Source organism: Olleya sp. UBA1516 (genome assembly GCF_002323495.1).
In the GTDB taxonomy this organism is placed as follows: domain Bacteria; phylum Bacteroidota; class Bacteroidia; order Flavobacteriales; family Flavobacteriaceae; genus Olleya.
In genome coordinates this window covers 33,884-50,219 of the sequence record NZ_DCQO01000012.1, presented here as the reverse complement: position 1 = coordinate 50,219, position 16,336 = coordinate 33,884, and the positions used below count along the sequence as shown (strand labels likewise).

Here is a 16,336-nt window from a genome sequence, read left to right as displayed (position 1 = left end):
TATATTTAATCTTATTTTAAACATGACAATTTATGACTTTTCATTTAAAACCAATACTAGTTTTAGCATTACTTTTTATGTCTTGCAATACAGGAAAACTAACTGTAGTAGGATCCATAGATGGTGATTTGGACGAAGCTTCTGCAGCACAATTAATTAGTGGATCTGATTTAATTTGGACTATTGAGGATGCAGGTAATAAAAACAATGTGTATGGTTTAGACAAAAAAGGTAATATTATTAAAGATATAGATATTAGCAATATTAAAAACCATGACTGGGAAGACTTAGCTGCTGACACCAATGGTAATTTATACATTGGAGATTTTGGAAATAACTCAAGAAAACGAGACCACTTTTTTATATATAAAGTCAATAACATAGCAAACATTAAGGACAAAACCGAAGCTGAAACTATACGCTTTACATTACCTGATGATATTAAGTCTGAAGATTTTGAAGCTTTCTTTTTATGGAATAATGACTTTTATATTTTTAGTAAAGAGAATAAAAAAACAATGGTTATTAAAGTACCAAACACCATTGGGTCTCACGTAGCAACGTATGTTACAGACTACAAACTAAAAGGAAAAGACACACGTGTAACATCTGCAGACATCAGTCCTGATGGCTCTACTATTATACTATTAAATCATGATAGAATTTGGAAACTTACAAACTTTAAATCCGATGCTTTTTTTGATGGTAATGTAGAGAGCATCTCATTAAATCATGATAGTCAAAAAGAAGGTGTTTGCTTTATAAATAACACGTCTATTTATATTACAGACGAAGACTCTGGTAAAGAAGATAATAATATTTATAAGTTTAAATTATAGATTAAAAGATTTTAATCTGTCGTTTATTAATTTTAAATCCTCCTGATTACTTATAGCACTATTAGCATCTATTGATAAGCGTTTAACTTCGTTATCAATATCTGTTAAATAGCCTTTATTATCGCAATCTATATTAAATGCTAAATGCTGAAATAGGTTAATTAATTTATTAACTATAATAACGTCATGCTTTGCGTAAGTCCTAATTGGAGCCATTACAAAATATAGTAACTCTTTAAATGTCACAGAGCTAATTTTTACTACTGGTTTATTATCTTCCAACAAGATACTTATATCATTTTTATACATTCTGCTTTGAAAAAGTTCTGCAAGATAATCTATTGCGATAATAGTTGTTCCAGGATCATTAATACCAGGAGACATCGCTTTTACAGCAATTTCGGTAATTTGTTTAAAGCCTAAAACGTAGTTATCTTCTATAATCTCGTCTCTAGAAAAAAGAAAATAAGCTAGTAAATCTTCAAGAGCTTCGTCTTTAAGTTTTGTTTTACATTTAAATAAAGGCTTGTCCTTATATATGTATTGTCCTTTAATTGCTACAATTTCAAATTGATTGTCATTTTGTTTTGCATGTTGACTAAAAGGGTCTAATATAATATCTTGTAAAAAGCCTGTTGCTGGAGACTTATAAACCGTCCAATCATCCGTATTTGGAAACCCTTGAGTTGTATCTTCTTCTGAATGTATAAGTTTATCTAGTCTATTTTTAGCCTCATCAAATATACGCTGCATGATACTATGAACCTGAATCTCTTGCGAAATGGAATGTATAAAATAAATAAAAGCACCTAAGCAGATAACCATAAATACAATAGCCAATAATACTGAAAAGCCAGGCAATTGGTTTTCACCTCCATCAGGCTCTATTCCTACCATAGTAAATATGCAAAATAGTAACGTTGCATTATATATACCTAATATTTTTTGATGACGCTTATTAGATATTAAACCAGGTAAGACTCTAGGCGAAAAGTTACTTGATGCTTGATTTAACAATATCATTACCATGGAAAAACTAAAAACCATTATGGAGATTAGTCCAGCAATAAAGGTGGTTAAAATATTAAATGCGGTTTCTGAATTATTTATAACCAACAGAGGTACATTGTCTACTAAATAAGACGATATACCTCTATTTTCTGCATAGTACATAAAAAATGTAAACAGTAACCCTGTCAGGCTATAAACCGAAGGGTAAAAAGCTATTTTACTTTCAAGTTTTTTTAAATATTCAAAACCATTAACTATAACATTTTTCATTAATTGGGTTTTAAAAATTTAATCCAAATCCAAAAGAAAAACGTAATCCTTCTTCGCTATTAAAAAAGTTAAATGTCCCAGAAACACTATCTGCTGCAGTCACCCAAAATCCAACACCATAATCGTTATGCCAAATTTTTGACGCATCATTTTTAGTCCAAACACGTCCTACATCACCTCCAACAAAGACACCTAATTGTAATGGTAACGTTTTTGTTTTAAACTGATTAAAGCTATATCTAATATCTGCACTACCAGTTAAACTGTTTTGACCTGTAAAACGTTGCAACCTGTAACCACGTAGTCCATTGGCTCCACCAATATTTGCTGCTTGATAAAATATTAAATCATCACCAAATCTCATTTGTGCTCTTGCATCTGTTTTTAAAACTAGTTTTCTGTTTGTAGACAGCGCGTTGTAAAACCCTAAAGCAGTATTTACAAAACCGTATGTATATTTAGAGTCTTTAACTTCGGTTTTACCTCCTACACCTAAATCAAAGGTCATCCCTCTGGATGGATTTATAGCATTATCAAAACTATGATAATTAAAATTCCCTTCTAAACCTGCAAAAAAGCGTCTATTATAAAAGTCTGTTGTGTTTACAGACGGTTCTTGTGTTTCAATAAAACGGTCTGGTGTTTCTCCAATCTCTACAGCTTCTGTAGTTATTTTTATTCCGTAATCAGATCCAAAATCTCCTTTTTTAAGGACACCTACACTAGCTGCATAAATACTTGTTTTAATTCTATTATAATCTAAATCTAAGTCATCATCATTATTAACGGTTTCATTACCATAACCAAAAAAGTTATTGGTAAAATTCTCGCTGGTTAGCTGTCCTGCAACATGTAAGTTCCATTCGCCAAAAAGGTTTGCAAATTCACCATCATAATTTAAACTAAAACCACTAGTTGCAAAAAAGTAACCACTTTTAAAACGATGTTGTTGCGAGTATGGATTACGAGAAAATCCTTTAACAGTATAATTTAAGCCAACACCTACTTTAAAACCATCATCTGGATTATACCCAAGACTTGGCGTAACCACACTTGTTTTAACTATATTTTTCTGAAAATCAAACAGGTTATTGTTGTAAATATCTGTAAATTTAACCTTAGCTCCATTATTTTTTGTTATGGTATTTGGTTTTGATTTATGGTCATAAATACGTACACGTCTTCCATTATTAATAATATATTCGTCGTTATTTTGCCCACCAATAATACGTGTAAAAATCAAGTTACTAGCTTTACCGCTAACTTCAATTATATCATCATCATCTAAAGCATAAATCCATAACTCCTTAGTTATATCCTTATCAAAAGTACGATCTACTATAACATCTGCTTTTTTACCATCTTTTATTCTTGAAATTACAACTTGAGTTTTATTATCTGCAATCCTATTAACTTCAATATAATCATCCTTATCTGTACCAGTTAGTATCACCAATTGATTAAGATAATCAGAATAACGCTCTGCTATATCTAGTAAGTTATTTTTTCTTTCTTTTAAAAATGTTTTTATCTGCAATAAAGATTCTTCTTGTACTTCTTTTGGAACTTTACTAAAAGCTTCTTCAATAACAGCATCTGTAATATTATCTTGCAAGTATTGTGCTTGCTTAATCCAAACAGATTTATCAGAATTTTGAATTAACACTTTATCCAATTTAATACCTGCACTATTCATCCATTTTATATCCTTCAACTCACCATCATACACTTGAAGCTGTTTAGTTGATCCAGAAATAAAACGCATAATATCTAATAAAGCACCATCAAAATTAGAAAATACTTGATCTCTATCTCTAGGAATAGGTTTATATAATTTATCTCCATTGTCTTGGTTAAACTGAGCCCATCTCCATTGGTCTTGGTGTCTGTCCCAATCACCTAAAAGCATATCAAAAAGGCGTGCTCTAACAAAAGCGTTTTCGTCTATTTTATATTTTTCATCAGTTCTAATTTTTTTAATAATGTCATGTGTACTTTCAATATCATCTGCATAACCAAAGTTTTTTTCATCTGTATAATTATCTTCAGGTCGTTCTTCAATTAAATATAATTCGCCACCATAATTATAGTTGTAATCCTTTAAATATTTATGTTTTGGTATATAAAATAATTTAGGGTTAGTATGGTACACACCTGCTGCATGTGACAAATCCGGAACTACTGAAAACGCATAAGGATGCGCTGCTGTGTAAAAATCTAATATTAAATCTTCGATTTTAGTTTTATCAAAATCATCTTTTAAATATGTTTCTTTAAACAAAACCGTTTGCAAATACTGTGTAGCACTTTTGCGCAACGCACGCATATTTAATTGTCGACCATCTTTTGTTTGCAATCTTAAAGATCGTGTTTGGTGACCTCCACCCTCTCTTACAATTTCTAGACCACCATAAAGCGTATCCAATGTAGCAACAGGAACTTCTACTTTTTGGCTATAGATATCACGATATTTCTCTCCAAAAAATGTTTTATAAACACCTGTTTTTTTGGTTTCTTCTTCAGTATAAATTGAGGCTTGAATAGTGGGTAAAAAGCTATCTGGTAATGTTGACAAATCAAATTGAGACGCGTTTTTTTCAGCAATCTGTTTGGTATATAACAGTTTTGGCTGCTCATTATCCTCGCCATAAAAACTAACATAACTACTTCCGTCTTTATATACTGTTAGTGTTGCAAAACCTTGTTTACCATAAGCAAATAAACCATTATTACTTAAGGCTGCTCCAGATTGTTTAGCGCCAGAACCTGATACAATTTGTTTGATTCCATTATTTTCTATGTATTGTAAATTGTGTTCGTGACCAGATGTAAAAATTATATTTGTATACTCTAAAGCTAAGGTTTCAATACGATTCATCATCTTATTATAACGCTCGTTATACCTATCTTGAATAGAAACACCTCCTTGTGTTCTAACTTGCGTTAAAAAAGAAGCTAATATTGGAACCGGAATTTTACTTTGTGTTGGGTATAAATGTTTATCTGCGCTATAAAATCCACCATGAGTACCATTAGTATACATGGGATGATGCATAGCAACTACAACGGTTTTATTTTGTGCTTTTTTAAACTCGCCTTCTAATTCTAATAAAAAACGTTCTCTTGTTTTAATTTCACACTCATCATTTATAGTTGGATGATCATTCCAGTTTTCTAAATACCATTGTGTGTCAATGATAATTAACTCGATACCATCGCTAACCTCGACCACTTCTAACGGACAACCGTTTTCTGGCTGAAATGTGTTTTTACCCAATGCGTCTTCAATAAATTTTTCTTCATCTTTTAACCCATTTAAACCATCTGCGTACCAATCGTGATTTCCAGGAATAAACAACACTTCACCATTAAAACCAGAAACAGCATTTACTTGTGCTTGCAAATGGTTTTTAGCTTCGTCATAATATGGATCTTCCTTTGTTGGTAGACCTGCAGGATAAATATTGTCTCCTAAAAATATAGTATAATCACCTTTGGTATCTTTCTGTTTTATTAGATTTTTATATGCAGTTAACCCACTACTAAATCCACCCATTGGTGATTTTCCAGCATCACCAACTAAGTAAAACGTTTTGTCAATTGGTTTATTTGGTAATGCAACTACTGTTTTATCTTCTGATTTATATTGCGCCTCAAAACTGGCACAATTAGTCAATAGAAAAGCTAAAACAAACGTTAGAAATATGTTATTTTTTGTCATTAAAGGTTGAGAGTTTTATTTTTTTAGTACTTTGGATAAGAATAATTATGCACTCATGTCAAAACTAATTGAAAAAACCGAAGCTTTTGTATTTGAACTCCTTAAAAATGAGCTACCAAACACGATAGTCTATCACAATCACACGCATACCTTACGAGTATTTAAAAGTACGAAAGAAATTATAGAAAACTCTAAAATTGATGTTAATGATGCGCAAATACTTCAATTAGCAGCATTATTACATGATGTGGGCTACACTAAAAAAAGAGAAGGCCATGAGGAGGTTAGCGCACAAATAGCTAGGGAATTTTTGACTACAGAAAATGTAGATGAAAAAACTATTAAAGCTGTTGAAGATTGTATACTAGCTACAAAATTTGATAGTAAGCCAGAAACCGAATTAGAGAAAATTTTACGCGATGCTGACGCCTCTCATTTTGGAAAAAAATACTTTCCGGAAGCCAGCGAGTTTTTAAGAAAAGAGTTAGAATTAGCAGGTATTGCAAACTACACACCAAGAGAATGGCTTGACGAGAACATTAAAGTCTTATCTAAAAAACACAGTTATTATACGGATTATGCCTTACAAAATTGGCAACAAAGAAAAGAGAAAAATCTTGCTAAGCTAATCCTTGCTAAAAAGAAACAAAAAAAGAAGCAAAATACAGAAGAGCTAAAGGCAAAGTACAAAGCCCAATATAAAAACGAAAGTCCAGAACGTGCTATTCAATCGTTTTACAGAACTGCGCTACGAAATCACATTAAATTAAGTGACATTGCGGACACTAAGGCCAACATCTTATTATCTGTTAATGCTATTATTATATCAGTTGTATTGGCTAATTTAATTTCTAAATTAGACACCAACCCTTATCTAACTTGGCCTACTGTGATTTTTACTCTGTTTAGTGTTGTATCAATGGTAATGTCTATAATTGCAACAAGACCAAATGTAACTAGTGGTCAATTCACTAAAGAAGATGTAGAAAACAAAGAAGTTAACTTAACGTTTTTTGGGAATTTTCATAAAATGAAACTTAACGAATTTGAATGGGCTATTAATGAAATGATAAATGACAAGGAGTACATTTACAAGTCACTGACTAAAGATTTGTATTTTTTAGGAATTGTATTAGAACGAAAATACCGTTTATTAAGAATAACATACACTGTATTTATGATAGGTATTATTATATCGCTACTTGCTTTTGGTATTGCTGTAAAAAACAATCCAGGTGTAAATATTCAGGATGTATTAGATACAACCTCGCAAATACAATACATATTACCTCAAAATCTTAACCAACTTTTAGTTGGTTAGGATTTTATAGCCTGCATTAAATCGTTATACGTGTAAAACTGCTTTGTATTGTTTTGGTCTTGATACAAGATATTAACTCTAATAGCTTTTAAGCCAGTTACTCCTTGTAAATCCTCTAACTCTAATATTTCTACCTCATCACCTAATTTATGTTTTGATTGTAAAAATCTAACATATTTTAAGTATTCAAACTCATCTTCTTGCTGAGAATAGACAATTGTTAACTTACCCTTAGCAGTAATGCGCTCGTCTGTACCTTTAATATTAGCTTTATCAACTCGTTTTTTAACCACCTCGTATCTTGCATTATAAGTACCATCCACATCAAAGTGTTTCTCATCTGCTCTAAATCTAATAGATAACGGTTGATTAAACACTAAAATCATTGATGCAACATCAAGCGCGATAGGATATTTGTGCTGTTTGGTGTAAAAAGACGTTTCCATATCTATCATGACTTGCATTTGCCACAATCTTAAATTATATAAATACAGCTCGTTAAACGAATCTTCTTTTGTAATAGACTCTCCAATGTACATATTATGCTCAACACCATCCGTTTTAAAACGCTCAAAAAAGTGAGGATACATAGCCTGTGCTTCTACTTGTTTTTTATCTAACAAGGCAGACATATTTTTGTTTATCAAGCTAATAGTATCATCATAATTTTTACGATAATAATATATCACTTCAAGATTAGCATCTACTTTAGCAAAATAATCCTCAATATCTTGGGTTATAAATGATTCTGATTTAAGTTGAAATTTAAAAAGTGGCTCTATTTCATATTTAAAAAAATGAGTGATTTTTTGCTCACTATCAACTTTAAAATCGTTTTTTAAAGCAATTTGATAACTTTTAACCTGAAATAATAATTGCTCAAAAATTGGTAAGTTTTGATGATCAAAAGCTTTTTCAACGATCTTTTCTACTAATTTTAATTGAAGCGCTAAATCCTTTTGTGTTGCATTATTTCTAGCATCAGACGATCCTTTAACATCTATCTGACCAAATAATGGATAAACATTATCAAAACTAATTTTATTAAAAGATGGGTTTTCATTACCATTATACTCCTCTTGCATAAACTTACGTGCAGCACTTTCAAATTTCCATTTTACACTTGGGTGTATAGAAGTACATTCGCGTTGTATAATAGCCTGTATTAAATTTGCCTCGTCTAATTTAGAGCGCTTAACCGCAGACAAAATAAAAGGCATAACGTCTGCTAGTTTATTAGCATTAATACTATTTAAAGCTCTGGGTGTTTTAGATACTAACTCCAAAACAGCAAGTAAATCACCTTGTTCTGCTATTGGTGCAAAAATGGCACTTTTAAAACCTTGCTCTTTTAAAACTTTAACCTGAGGAGACTTACCTTTTGATTTTTTAAAATTAGCATCTACATCAGATATAGCAAGGTTAGCTTTACTTTTTAAAATTTTATCATAACTGTAATGACAAAATAAATTCTCACACTTAAACTCCTCTTTAGCTTTAAGCAAAAAACTGTTAATGCTAGAATCATGCACCTTCATTAAGGTGTTTTCTTCTTTATTATAAATAGAAAATCCCACCTCCAAATCAGTAACTCCTAATAACGAACGGAAGACTTTTTGAAAATCTACCATAAAGCTTTCGTCTTTACGTTTACTATTTTTTATTAAGGTTGTTTTTATGTTTGAAATAGACTGATCGTCCGTAACATCAAAAATATTAGATATTACAAATCCTTTTGATACATAACTGTTAGGAGGAAATTTTTCTTTCCACAACTCTATATTTTCAAAATTATCTAATAATTCGTCAAAGTCTTTATCAGTTAATTTAGGTGCAGCTTCAGTAGGCATAATTTCCATGAAATCTGCATTATAAGTAATCTTGTAAATTCTTACGATACCATTTTCATTCGGAATCTCATAATATAATGGTCTTTTAAAATTAGTGTCATAGTTATAACAAAAACTCATTATAATTGTACAACTAAGAATATACCAATCATTTTCTGGCATATTTTTAATTACCAATTCAAAATCAGGACCAGCTGATTTTATTATATTTTCAAAACGTTTTGAAGCATTAAAAATAAAATTATGATAAGGTACACTTGCTGTTTTAATTTCATTTAGACTTAACACCTCGCTAAACGAATCTTCCAATAATATTGCGATTTCTTTCTCATATTTTTTCAATACAGAAATCTTACTAAATCCCTCTTTTAATAAAGGATTAGCCTGTCCTATTTCTAATATGCGATTTGCTTTGGCTGCGATAAAGGAATCTTCACTTTTAGCCAAGTCATTATAACGCTCAATAAGTTTATTAAAACTTATTTGTAACGAAAAAGGTAAATTTATATTGTCGTTTAAATCGATCATTTATATTAATAATGTAATGCAAAAATACGCATTATTATGATTAGTCGTATTTTCTTGTAAAAACTGACAATATATTAAACCAGAAAAGCACCATCAGGCACTTTTCTATATTTTTATGAAGAAGAATTATTAATTCTTTTACTTTTTAACTAAAATCTTAAATTCATTAACCGCTAAAGGGATTGCATCACCTTCTAATTCTATGGTTTTATTAGACAAATAATCTAAATATGTCCCTTTTTGAACAAGGTTTACTTTAGCATTCTCTTTTGAAACATTTGCAATAAACACAACCTCATCATTATCTTTTATTCTTGAAAATGAAATTACATCTTTTCCATTAACAATTACGTTGTATTTAGCGGAAGCTTTTCCGCCATGTAAAGCAGCATTATTCTGTTTTAATGTTGCTAATTTTTCTAATAATTCCCAAGTGGCTCCTTTGGTATGAGGGAAACTATCTTTTTCAAAAAACAATAATCTATGGTCTAAATCATACTCTTGACCAGAATAAATTAATGGCATTCCTGGTGTTACATAAGCTAAAGCAGTCATCATTTCGCCAGCTTCTCCCATGCGTTCTTTAATGGTCCCATTCCATGAGTTTTCATCATGATTGGTAACAAAATTCATTAAAATATCGTCACTCGCGTAACGCTCAAAATCGGTTTGTAAAGCATTATTAAATTCGGTTGCATCCTTTTCTCCTTTTGCAATTGCATTCATAGCGTGATGTCTATCCCAACCGTAAGCCATATCAAATAAACCGTCTTTTAATAATTCTGGTTCCCAAGCTTCTGCTAACATAAAAATGTCTTTTTTAGCACGTAATTCTGGTATCGCTTGCTCCCAAAAGTTGGTTGGTACAGATCCTGCCACATCACATCTAAATCCGTCAACACCTTCCTTTGTTAACCAATACGTCATGTCTGCAATCATTGCTTTACGCATCTCTTGGTTGTCGTAGTTTAAATCGGCAACGTCTGTCCAATCTGTATCTACAGGATGTACTACTTCGCCTTTATCATTTTGTGTGTAATATTCCGGATTAGTTTTTAACCAAGTATGATCCCAACCTGTATGATTTGGTACCCAATCTAAAATCACATAAATCCCGTTGTCATGCGCTGTATTTACTAAATCTCTAAAATCTTCCATTGTTCCAAATTCTGGATTAATTTTAGTAAAATCAGACACTGCATAATAACTACCTAAGTACTTGTCTTGTTCTGCTTCTGGGAAATCGGTTGCAAACTTACTATCTTCACCTCCTGTAGCTTTACGTTTTGTTTCCGAAATAGGAAAAACAGGCATTAACCAAATGACTTTTACACCTAATTGTTTTAACTGCGGAATATCTTTTGTGAAAGCTTCAAAAGTGCCTTCTGGTGAATATTGTCTGATGTTAGCTTCATAGATAACAGCTGTTTCTAAATCTGAATCTGCTATAGGTTTTAGTACTACTTTTTCTTCTGAAACTACTTTCTTCTCGACTTGACTAGCCTCTTCTTTACAAGCAAAAATTGTTAGGATTACTAGGGATAAGATTATTTTTTTCATTGTGTATAGTTATTAAAGAGCACTTCGACTGCGCTCAGTGTGACATTGGTTGTTTGCTGATTAATTATTTATTTTTTCTAATAAAATGATGTTTGCGTCTGCTACAATTGTAATTGTTCCGTTAGACACAGTAAATGTTTCTCCCGAATAAAAATCTTTAACTGTCGTTCCGTTTTTAAACACCGAAGACACCGTAATAGTTTGTTTTCCTTTAGGCATGTCTAAACCAATAATCACGTCATCTTTAAAATCGCCTTTGGTATACCTTCTACTAAAAAGGTAAGGTGTATTGCTTAGCATGGTATGTTTTCCTGCTCCAACCGAAGGATGATTACGTCTAAACTGTCCTAATTTTTGCCAATGGATTAACAAGTCTTGTTGGTGTGAAAGCTCTTCCCAATTCATGTTACTTCTTAACGTTGCGTCACCAATTGTCCCTTCTATGGTTAAATCTCTTGCAGATTCGTCTCCATAATACACTTGTGACGTTCCAGGAGACAGTAATAATCGCGTTGCAGTTTCGTAGGTTTTCTCTCTGTTTTTATCAAAAGGTTGCCCATCGTCATGAGACGTTAAATAGTTTAACACACCATAACCTTTAAGGTTGGTATGTAATAGGCTATCATATTTTTTAAATTGCTCCTCATACGATTGTTGCGCCGCATTCCATTTAAATTCAAAATTGATTAGGCTATTAAATGCTTTGTCAAAATAGTTGACTTTTTTATCTCCAAAATCAAAAGCGGTTCCTGCCGAAATTCCGAAGTTGTAAACCTCTCCAACCATATAAAAATCATTATCGTCTAAAACCTTATCTGGGTTTTGCTGCTTAAATTCCGCGAAAGCGTTATCACAAACCGACTTAAACTCTTGCCAAACATAAGCTTCTGTATGTTTTACAGTATCCACTCTGTAACCATCAATTCCAAAATCGGTGATGTAATCGCTTAACCATTTCATGATATAAAAACGAGGTGCACGAGGATGACCTGTGGCTTTAAAAAAGGCATCTAGCTCTGCAACTTCTTGGTCATAACGACCTTCGGCTTTCCATTTTTCTACCAATTGTGGTGGTAATTCTACAGCTTCATTGCTTTCTGTTTTTATATCTGGAAGATTTTTAACTAACGTACACGTTACTGTATTATCGTAATTTTTATAGTCACATTGTGGTCCCGTCCTCACCCAATCACTTGGCCAAACAGGATCTTTTTCTGTAACAGGTCCCGTATGGTTAATCACCGCGTCCAATAAAACACGAATGCCTTTTTTGTGCGCCGCATCAACCAAGTTTTGTAGATCTGCTTTGGTTCCTAAATTGGCATCGATATTGGTCCAATCTTTAGTCCAATAGCCATGATATCCGTAAGACAACCCTGTGCCTTCATCTGTTCCTCCATGAATTTGCTCTACAATTGGCGACATCCAAATAGCATTAACACCCAAATTGGTAAAATAACCGTCTTCAATTTTTTGAGTAATCCCTTTTAAATCGCCACCTTCAAAACCACGTAAAACGCCTATTTCTTTTGTTCGACCATAATTAATATCGTTAGTTTTATCGCCATTATTAAAGCGATCCGTTAACAGAAAATATAAGTTTGCTGCTTCCCAAACAAAAGGTGTTTCCATAGTCTTTGGTTTTTGATTTTCGGCTAAATCTTGTGCTTGTTTTGTCTCAGTTTTACAACTGAAAGCAAGCATTGTAATTGCTATTAAAAGTATCGCTTTTTTCATATTATACTTAATATTTTATTTGTGTTTTGCTGCCTTCTGACGTATTCCATTGCACATCAAAAGTTAAAATGTTACTAGTTTGATTATAATTGAAGTCTATTTTTTTTCTGTTGAATTTTATACGCTTCGGGTCCTTTGTAAAATTATGAATCACGACCGTTATTGTTTTTGTCGAAGTAGCATAATTAGAACCAACCGCTGCATCAAACTGAAGCTCTAGCATTTTTTTTGTGGTTTTAGAATCAAACTCTAAAATCTCATATTCTCCTTTTTCAAAAGCATTTTTAGTTGCTCCGTCATCATTATAAAGTGTGCGCTTACTTTCTGAAACCGATGCATCAAAGTAGTAATATAACTCCAATGTGTTTCCGTCATACTCCGCTGTGCTTTGCATTGGCTTTGCGGTAGGAATAAATGCTCCACCACGAACGTATGTTGGAATGCTATTTTCTTCCGTTTTCACGGATAGTGTTTGTCCGCCTTCTACTTTTTTATTCGTATAAAAATCGAACCAATTACTATTTTTCGGAAAGTATACCTCAGCTTCTTTTTGTTCTGATTGTACAATTGGCGTGACTAAAAAGTCATTTCCCCAAAGGTAAGTGGATGCATTGGTCTGCAAATTTGCATTGTCTTCTTCTTCAAAAAATAAGGCTCGCATTAAAGGTGCACCTGTTTGGTTATTTTCGAAAACTAAATTGTAGTTATATGGTAGTAATTTGTAACGCAACTCGATAGACGCTTTCGCTAAAGCTTTTGCTTTATCGCTTCTAAAAACAGGTTCTGCAGGCACTTCTTCTTGTGCATGTGGTCTATAAATTGGCTGAAAAACGCCATATTGCAACCATCGTGCATATAGCTCATCGTCTAAATTATTACCAGCAAAACCACCTAAATCGCTATGCATAAAAGCCAAACCTTGCATTCCCATTTGCAGTGCAATTTCTGGCTGACTTTGTAATCCTCCCCAAGTTCTGTTTACATCTCCAGACCAAGGAATCATTCCAAAACGTTGGGATCCAGAACTACCTGCACGCATTAAAATAAATGGTCTTGTGTTTGGAAAGTTTTGCGTGTACATTTCTTGCACAGATTCTGCCCAATTATGACCATAAATATTATGTACCTCGTCTGCTGTTCCTGTTGCGTGAAGCAATCCTTTAGGATGTACTTCTGGTTCTCCTAAATCTCCCCAAACACCAGAAACACCTAAATTGGCCAAGTCTTTGTAAATGTTTTGAAACCATTTTTTTCCTTTCGGATTATAGATATCAATCAAACCAGTATTTCCAAAATAGAAATCGAAAGTAAACGGATTTCCTATGGAATCTTTAGCTAAAACATCTGCTTTTACCGCTTCGTCCCAACGATTAGAAGTCGTTAATACAAACGGTTCTGTGACTAAAACCGTTTTCACATTATTGTCTTTTAATCCTTTTATCATTTGTTTCGGATTAGGAAAAGAATCGCGATCAAACGCTAGATTTCCCATAGTACCTTGAATGGTTTTTCCGAACCAAAAAATATCGATAATAATAGCATCTAATGGAATGTTCTCTTCTCTAAATTTTTCTACAGTAGCAGTTACTTCTTCTTGTGAATGGTATCCAAATCGACTAGAAAAATTACCCAAAGCCCAACGTGGTGGCATTGGTTGTGTCCCTGTAAGCTGAGTATAGTTTTTAGTAAGATCTAACCAAGAATCGCCTACTACTACTTGATAGGTTTTTCTACCAGAAATAGTTTCATACGTGAGTATATTATCTGCTTTGCTATCTAAATCTAAAAAGCCAATAGGTGCATTATCAAAATGAATTAAATAATTGTTGGAAGACACTACCATTGGCATGGTGTAATTCATTAACTCGCTACGATCTTCATAACCATAATGTGCTTTATTGTATAACTCTAAACGATTCCCTCTACGATTCATACCTAGAGCTCTTGCGCCTCCACCATATAAAACTTCATCTGATTTTAAGTTAAAACTAATAGTTTCAAATGCATCCGTTTTTTGATAACCATTTTTTACAGAAGTGACTTCTTTACCATCTTTCCAATACGAAATATGAAAAGGTGTTTTTGTGATTTTTACTGTTAATTTTTCAGATTGAAAACTAATCTCTGAAGCTGTTTCATTAAATTTTACATCAGAAAGTACTTTATCTAAAACAACCGCGTGTGACTTTTTATCAAACACTTCTCCTGTTGGTAAAAATGTAGTTTCTATTATTTCAGGATGGTAAAAATGCATTTTATAACTTCCGTCTGAAACCTGAATATGTAATTGATTATCTTGAAAGCGCGCTGTTTTGAACTCTCTTTTTTTAATAGCATCTGCAAACAACCAAGTAATAGCTTCCTCAAAATTGTTTTCCCATAAAGCCTCATTATGTTTCCCTTCTGGAACGACTTTAGACTGAATGTTTTCTTTAGGAAATCCGTTTTCGGTTAAAATAGAAATCATACTATTCATGTCTGTAACGGTTTGGCTAATTTCATTAAAACCTGCGTTTTCGCCTTCTTTTCCACCAGCCAAAAAGTACATTTTCGTGTCTTTAATATTGGCATGAGATACCGTAAATGGTTTTACTGCTGGCGCAAACCAAAATGCAGGAGAATACACGCCAACTTTACCAAAAACCATTGGGTATTTTAAAGCAGCATAATGCGAAATCAATCCACCCATGGAACTACCAAAAATAGCTGTATTGGATTTGTCTTTTTTAGTATTGAAATTAGTATCGATATACGGTTTTAATGTGTTTACAATAAAATCTACATAAGCTTCCCCTTCGCCTCCACCATATTCTGGATGTGTCCAAGGAGAATATTCATCTAAACGTTTAGATTCTCCATTATCTACAGCTACCACAATTAGTTTTAGGTTTTCTTTAAATAGTTTATCTAGAATTTCATCTACTTTCCACTCACCATATGTAGACGTACTGGCATCAAAAACATTTTGTCCATCGTGCATATACACTACTGGATAATTTATTTTAGACGTTTTATAATCTGCTGGTAAATACATCCAAACGCGACGTTTTCTGTTTAGCTGTGGTATGTTGAAAGTTTCGGATAAAACAGTAACATTTTTTGAAGCTGTTGATGCTTCCTGAAGATCAAATAAATGACCCCAACCTGCGATTTTTACTTTTAATGTATCGTTTGATGTCGTAAACTTATGGATACGATTATCTATTTTTAATCCTTTATTTGTACTTTCGGAAGTCTCCCAATTCCCTAAGGTAAACTTGAATAAAATGCGTTGTTCTGTTTTAGGAAGTGTTATTTGATACTGTCCATTTACTTGCTGTAATTGGTAATCCTTATGTCCTCCAGACCAACCTTCAAAATCTCCTGAAATAAATATGGAAGCCTCTTTTGGTGTGTCTTTTGGAAGTTCTTCAACTATAATTGTAACCTGAGCAAAGGTGAATTGAAATAGTAAGAAGGATAGTATGTATAATATTTTTTTCATTACGATGGAGACCTC

At 32.6% G+C, this 16,336-nt stretch carries 8 protein-coding genes; 2 read left to right on the top strand and 6 right to left on the bottom strand.

What is annotated here, in order from left to right; genetic code table 11:
• Window positions 1–32: 32 nt before the first annotated feature.
• Window positions 33–839 (top strand): hypothetical protein, encoded by an 807-nt coding sequence (locus B2989_RS07705; RefSeq protein ID WP_292946854.1) that lies wholly within the window; start codon window positions 33–35, stop codon window positions 837–839.
• Here the strand turns inward: B2989_RS07705 and B2989_RS07700 are convergent.
• Both B2989_RS07700 and B2989_RS07695 read right to left on the bottom strand, forming a co-directional pair.
• Window positions 834–2,120, bottom strand: a complete 1,287-nt coding sequence (locus B2989_RS07700) for a DUF2254 domain-containing protein (protein ID WP_292946851.1) — start codon at window positions 2,118–2,120, stop codon at window positions 834–836. The genes B2989_RS07705 and B2989_RS07700 overlap by 6 nt on opposite strands.
• 10 nt (window positions 2,121–2,130) lie before the next feature.
• Complete coding sequence (locus tag B2989_RS07695; protein WP_292946848.1) at window positions 2,131–5,841, bottom strand: metallophosphoesterase; 3,711 nt, start codon at window positions 5,839–5,841, stop codon at window positions 2,131–2,133.
• A gap of 55 nt (window positions 5,842–5,896) precedes the next feature.
• On the opposite strand from B2989_RS07695, the gene B2989_RS07690 reads away from it, so the two are divergent.
• On the top strand, window positions 5,897–7,162 hold the full coding sequence (locus B2989_RS07690) for a Pycsar system effector family protein (protein ID WP_145006058.1): 1,266 nt from the start codon (window positions 5,897–5,899) through the stop codon (window positions 7,160–7,162).
• Here the strand turns inward: B2989_RS07690 and B2989_RS07685 are convergent.
• The 4 genes from B2989_RS07685 to B2989_RS07670 all read right to left on the bottom strand — a co-directional run bounded on the left by B2989_RS07685 (window position 7,159) and on the right by B2989_RS07670 (window position 16,321).
• Window positions 7,159–9,540 (bottom strand): GAF domain-containing protein, encoded by a 2,382-nt coding sequence (locus B2989_RS07685; RefSeq protein ID WP_292946843.1) that lies wholly within the window; start codon window positions 9,538–9,540, stop codon window positions 7,159–7,161. The genes B2989_RS07690 and B2989_RS07685 overlap by 4 nt on opposite strands.
• A 138-nt stretch (window positions 9,541–9,678) precedes the next feature.
• On the bottom strand, window positions 9,679–11,100 hold the full coding sequence (locus B2989_RS07680; protein WP_292946840.1) for an alpha-amylase family glycosyl hydrolase: 1,422 nt from the start codon (window positions 11,098–11,100) through the stop codon (window positions 9,679–9,681).
• 60 nt (window positions 11,101–11,160) lie between these two features.
• Window positions 11,161–12,837 (bottom strand): alpha-amylase family glycosyl hydrolase, encoded by a 1,677-nt coding sequence (locus B2989_RS07675; protein ID WP_292946837.1) that lies wholly within the window; start codon window positions 12,835–12,837, stop codon window positions 11,161–11,163.
• Between the two features lie 7 nt (window positions 12,838–12,844).
• Window positions 12,845–16,321 (bottom strand): TIM-barrel domain-containing protein, encoded by a 3,477-nt coding sequence (locus tag B2989_RS07670; RefSeq protein ID WP_292946834.1) that lies wholly within the window; start codon window positions 16,319–16,321, stop codon window positions 12,845–12,847.
• Window positions 16,322–16,336: the final 15 nt, after the last annotated feature.

What these genes read in the sequence shown, in the direction of transcription:
- B2989_RS07705 (WP_292946854.1), top strand. Translation starts at nt 33, where the DNA reads ATGACTTTTCATTTAAAACCAATACTAGTTTTAGCATTACTTTTTATG.
- B2989_RS07700 (WP_292946851.1), bottom strand. Translation starts at nt 2,120, where the DNA reads ATGAAAAATGTTATAGTTAATGGTTTTGAATATTTAAAAAAACTTGAA.
- B2989_RS07695 (WP_292946848.1), bottom strand. Translation starts at nt 5,841, where the DNA reads ATGACAAAAAATAACATATTTCTAACGTTTGTTTTAGCTTTTCTATTG.
- B2989_RS07690 (WP_145006058.1), top strand. Translation starts at nt 5,897, where the DNA reads ATGTCAAAACTAATTGAAAAAACCGAAGCTTTTGTATTTGAACTCCTT.
- B2989_RS07685 (WP_292946843.1), bottom strand. Translation starts at nt 9,540, where the DNA reads ATGATCGATTTAAACGACAATATAAATTTACCTTTTTCGTTACAAATA.
- B2989_RS07680 (WP_292946840.1), bottom strand. Translation starts at nt 11,100, where the DNA reads ATGAAAAAAATAATCTTATCCCTAGTAATCCTAACAATTTTTGCTTGT.
- B2989_RS07675 (WP_292946837.1), bottom strand. Translation starts at nt 12,837, where the DNA reads ATGAAAAAAGCGATACTTTTAATAGCAATTACAATGCTTGCTTTCAGT.
- B2989_RS07670 (WP_292946834.1), bottom strand. Translation starts at nt 16,321, where the DNA reads ATGAAAAAAATATTATACATACTATCCTTCTTACTATTTCAATTCACC.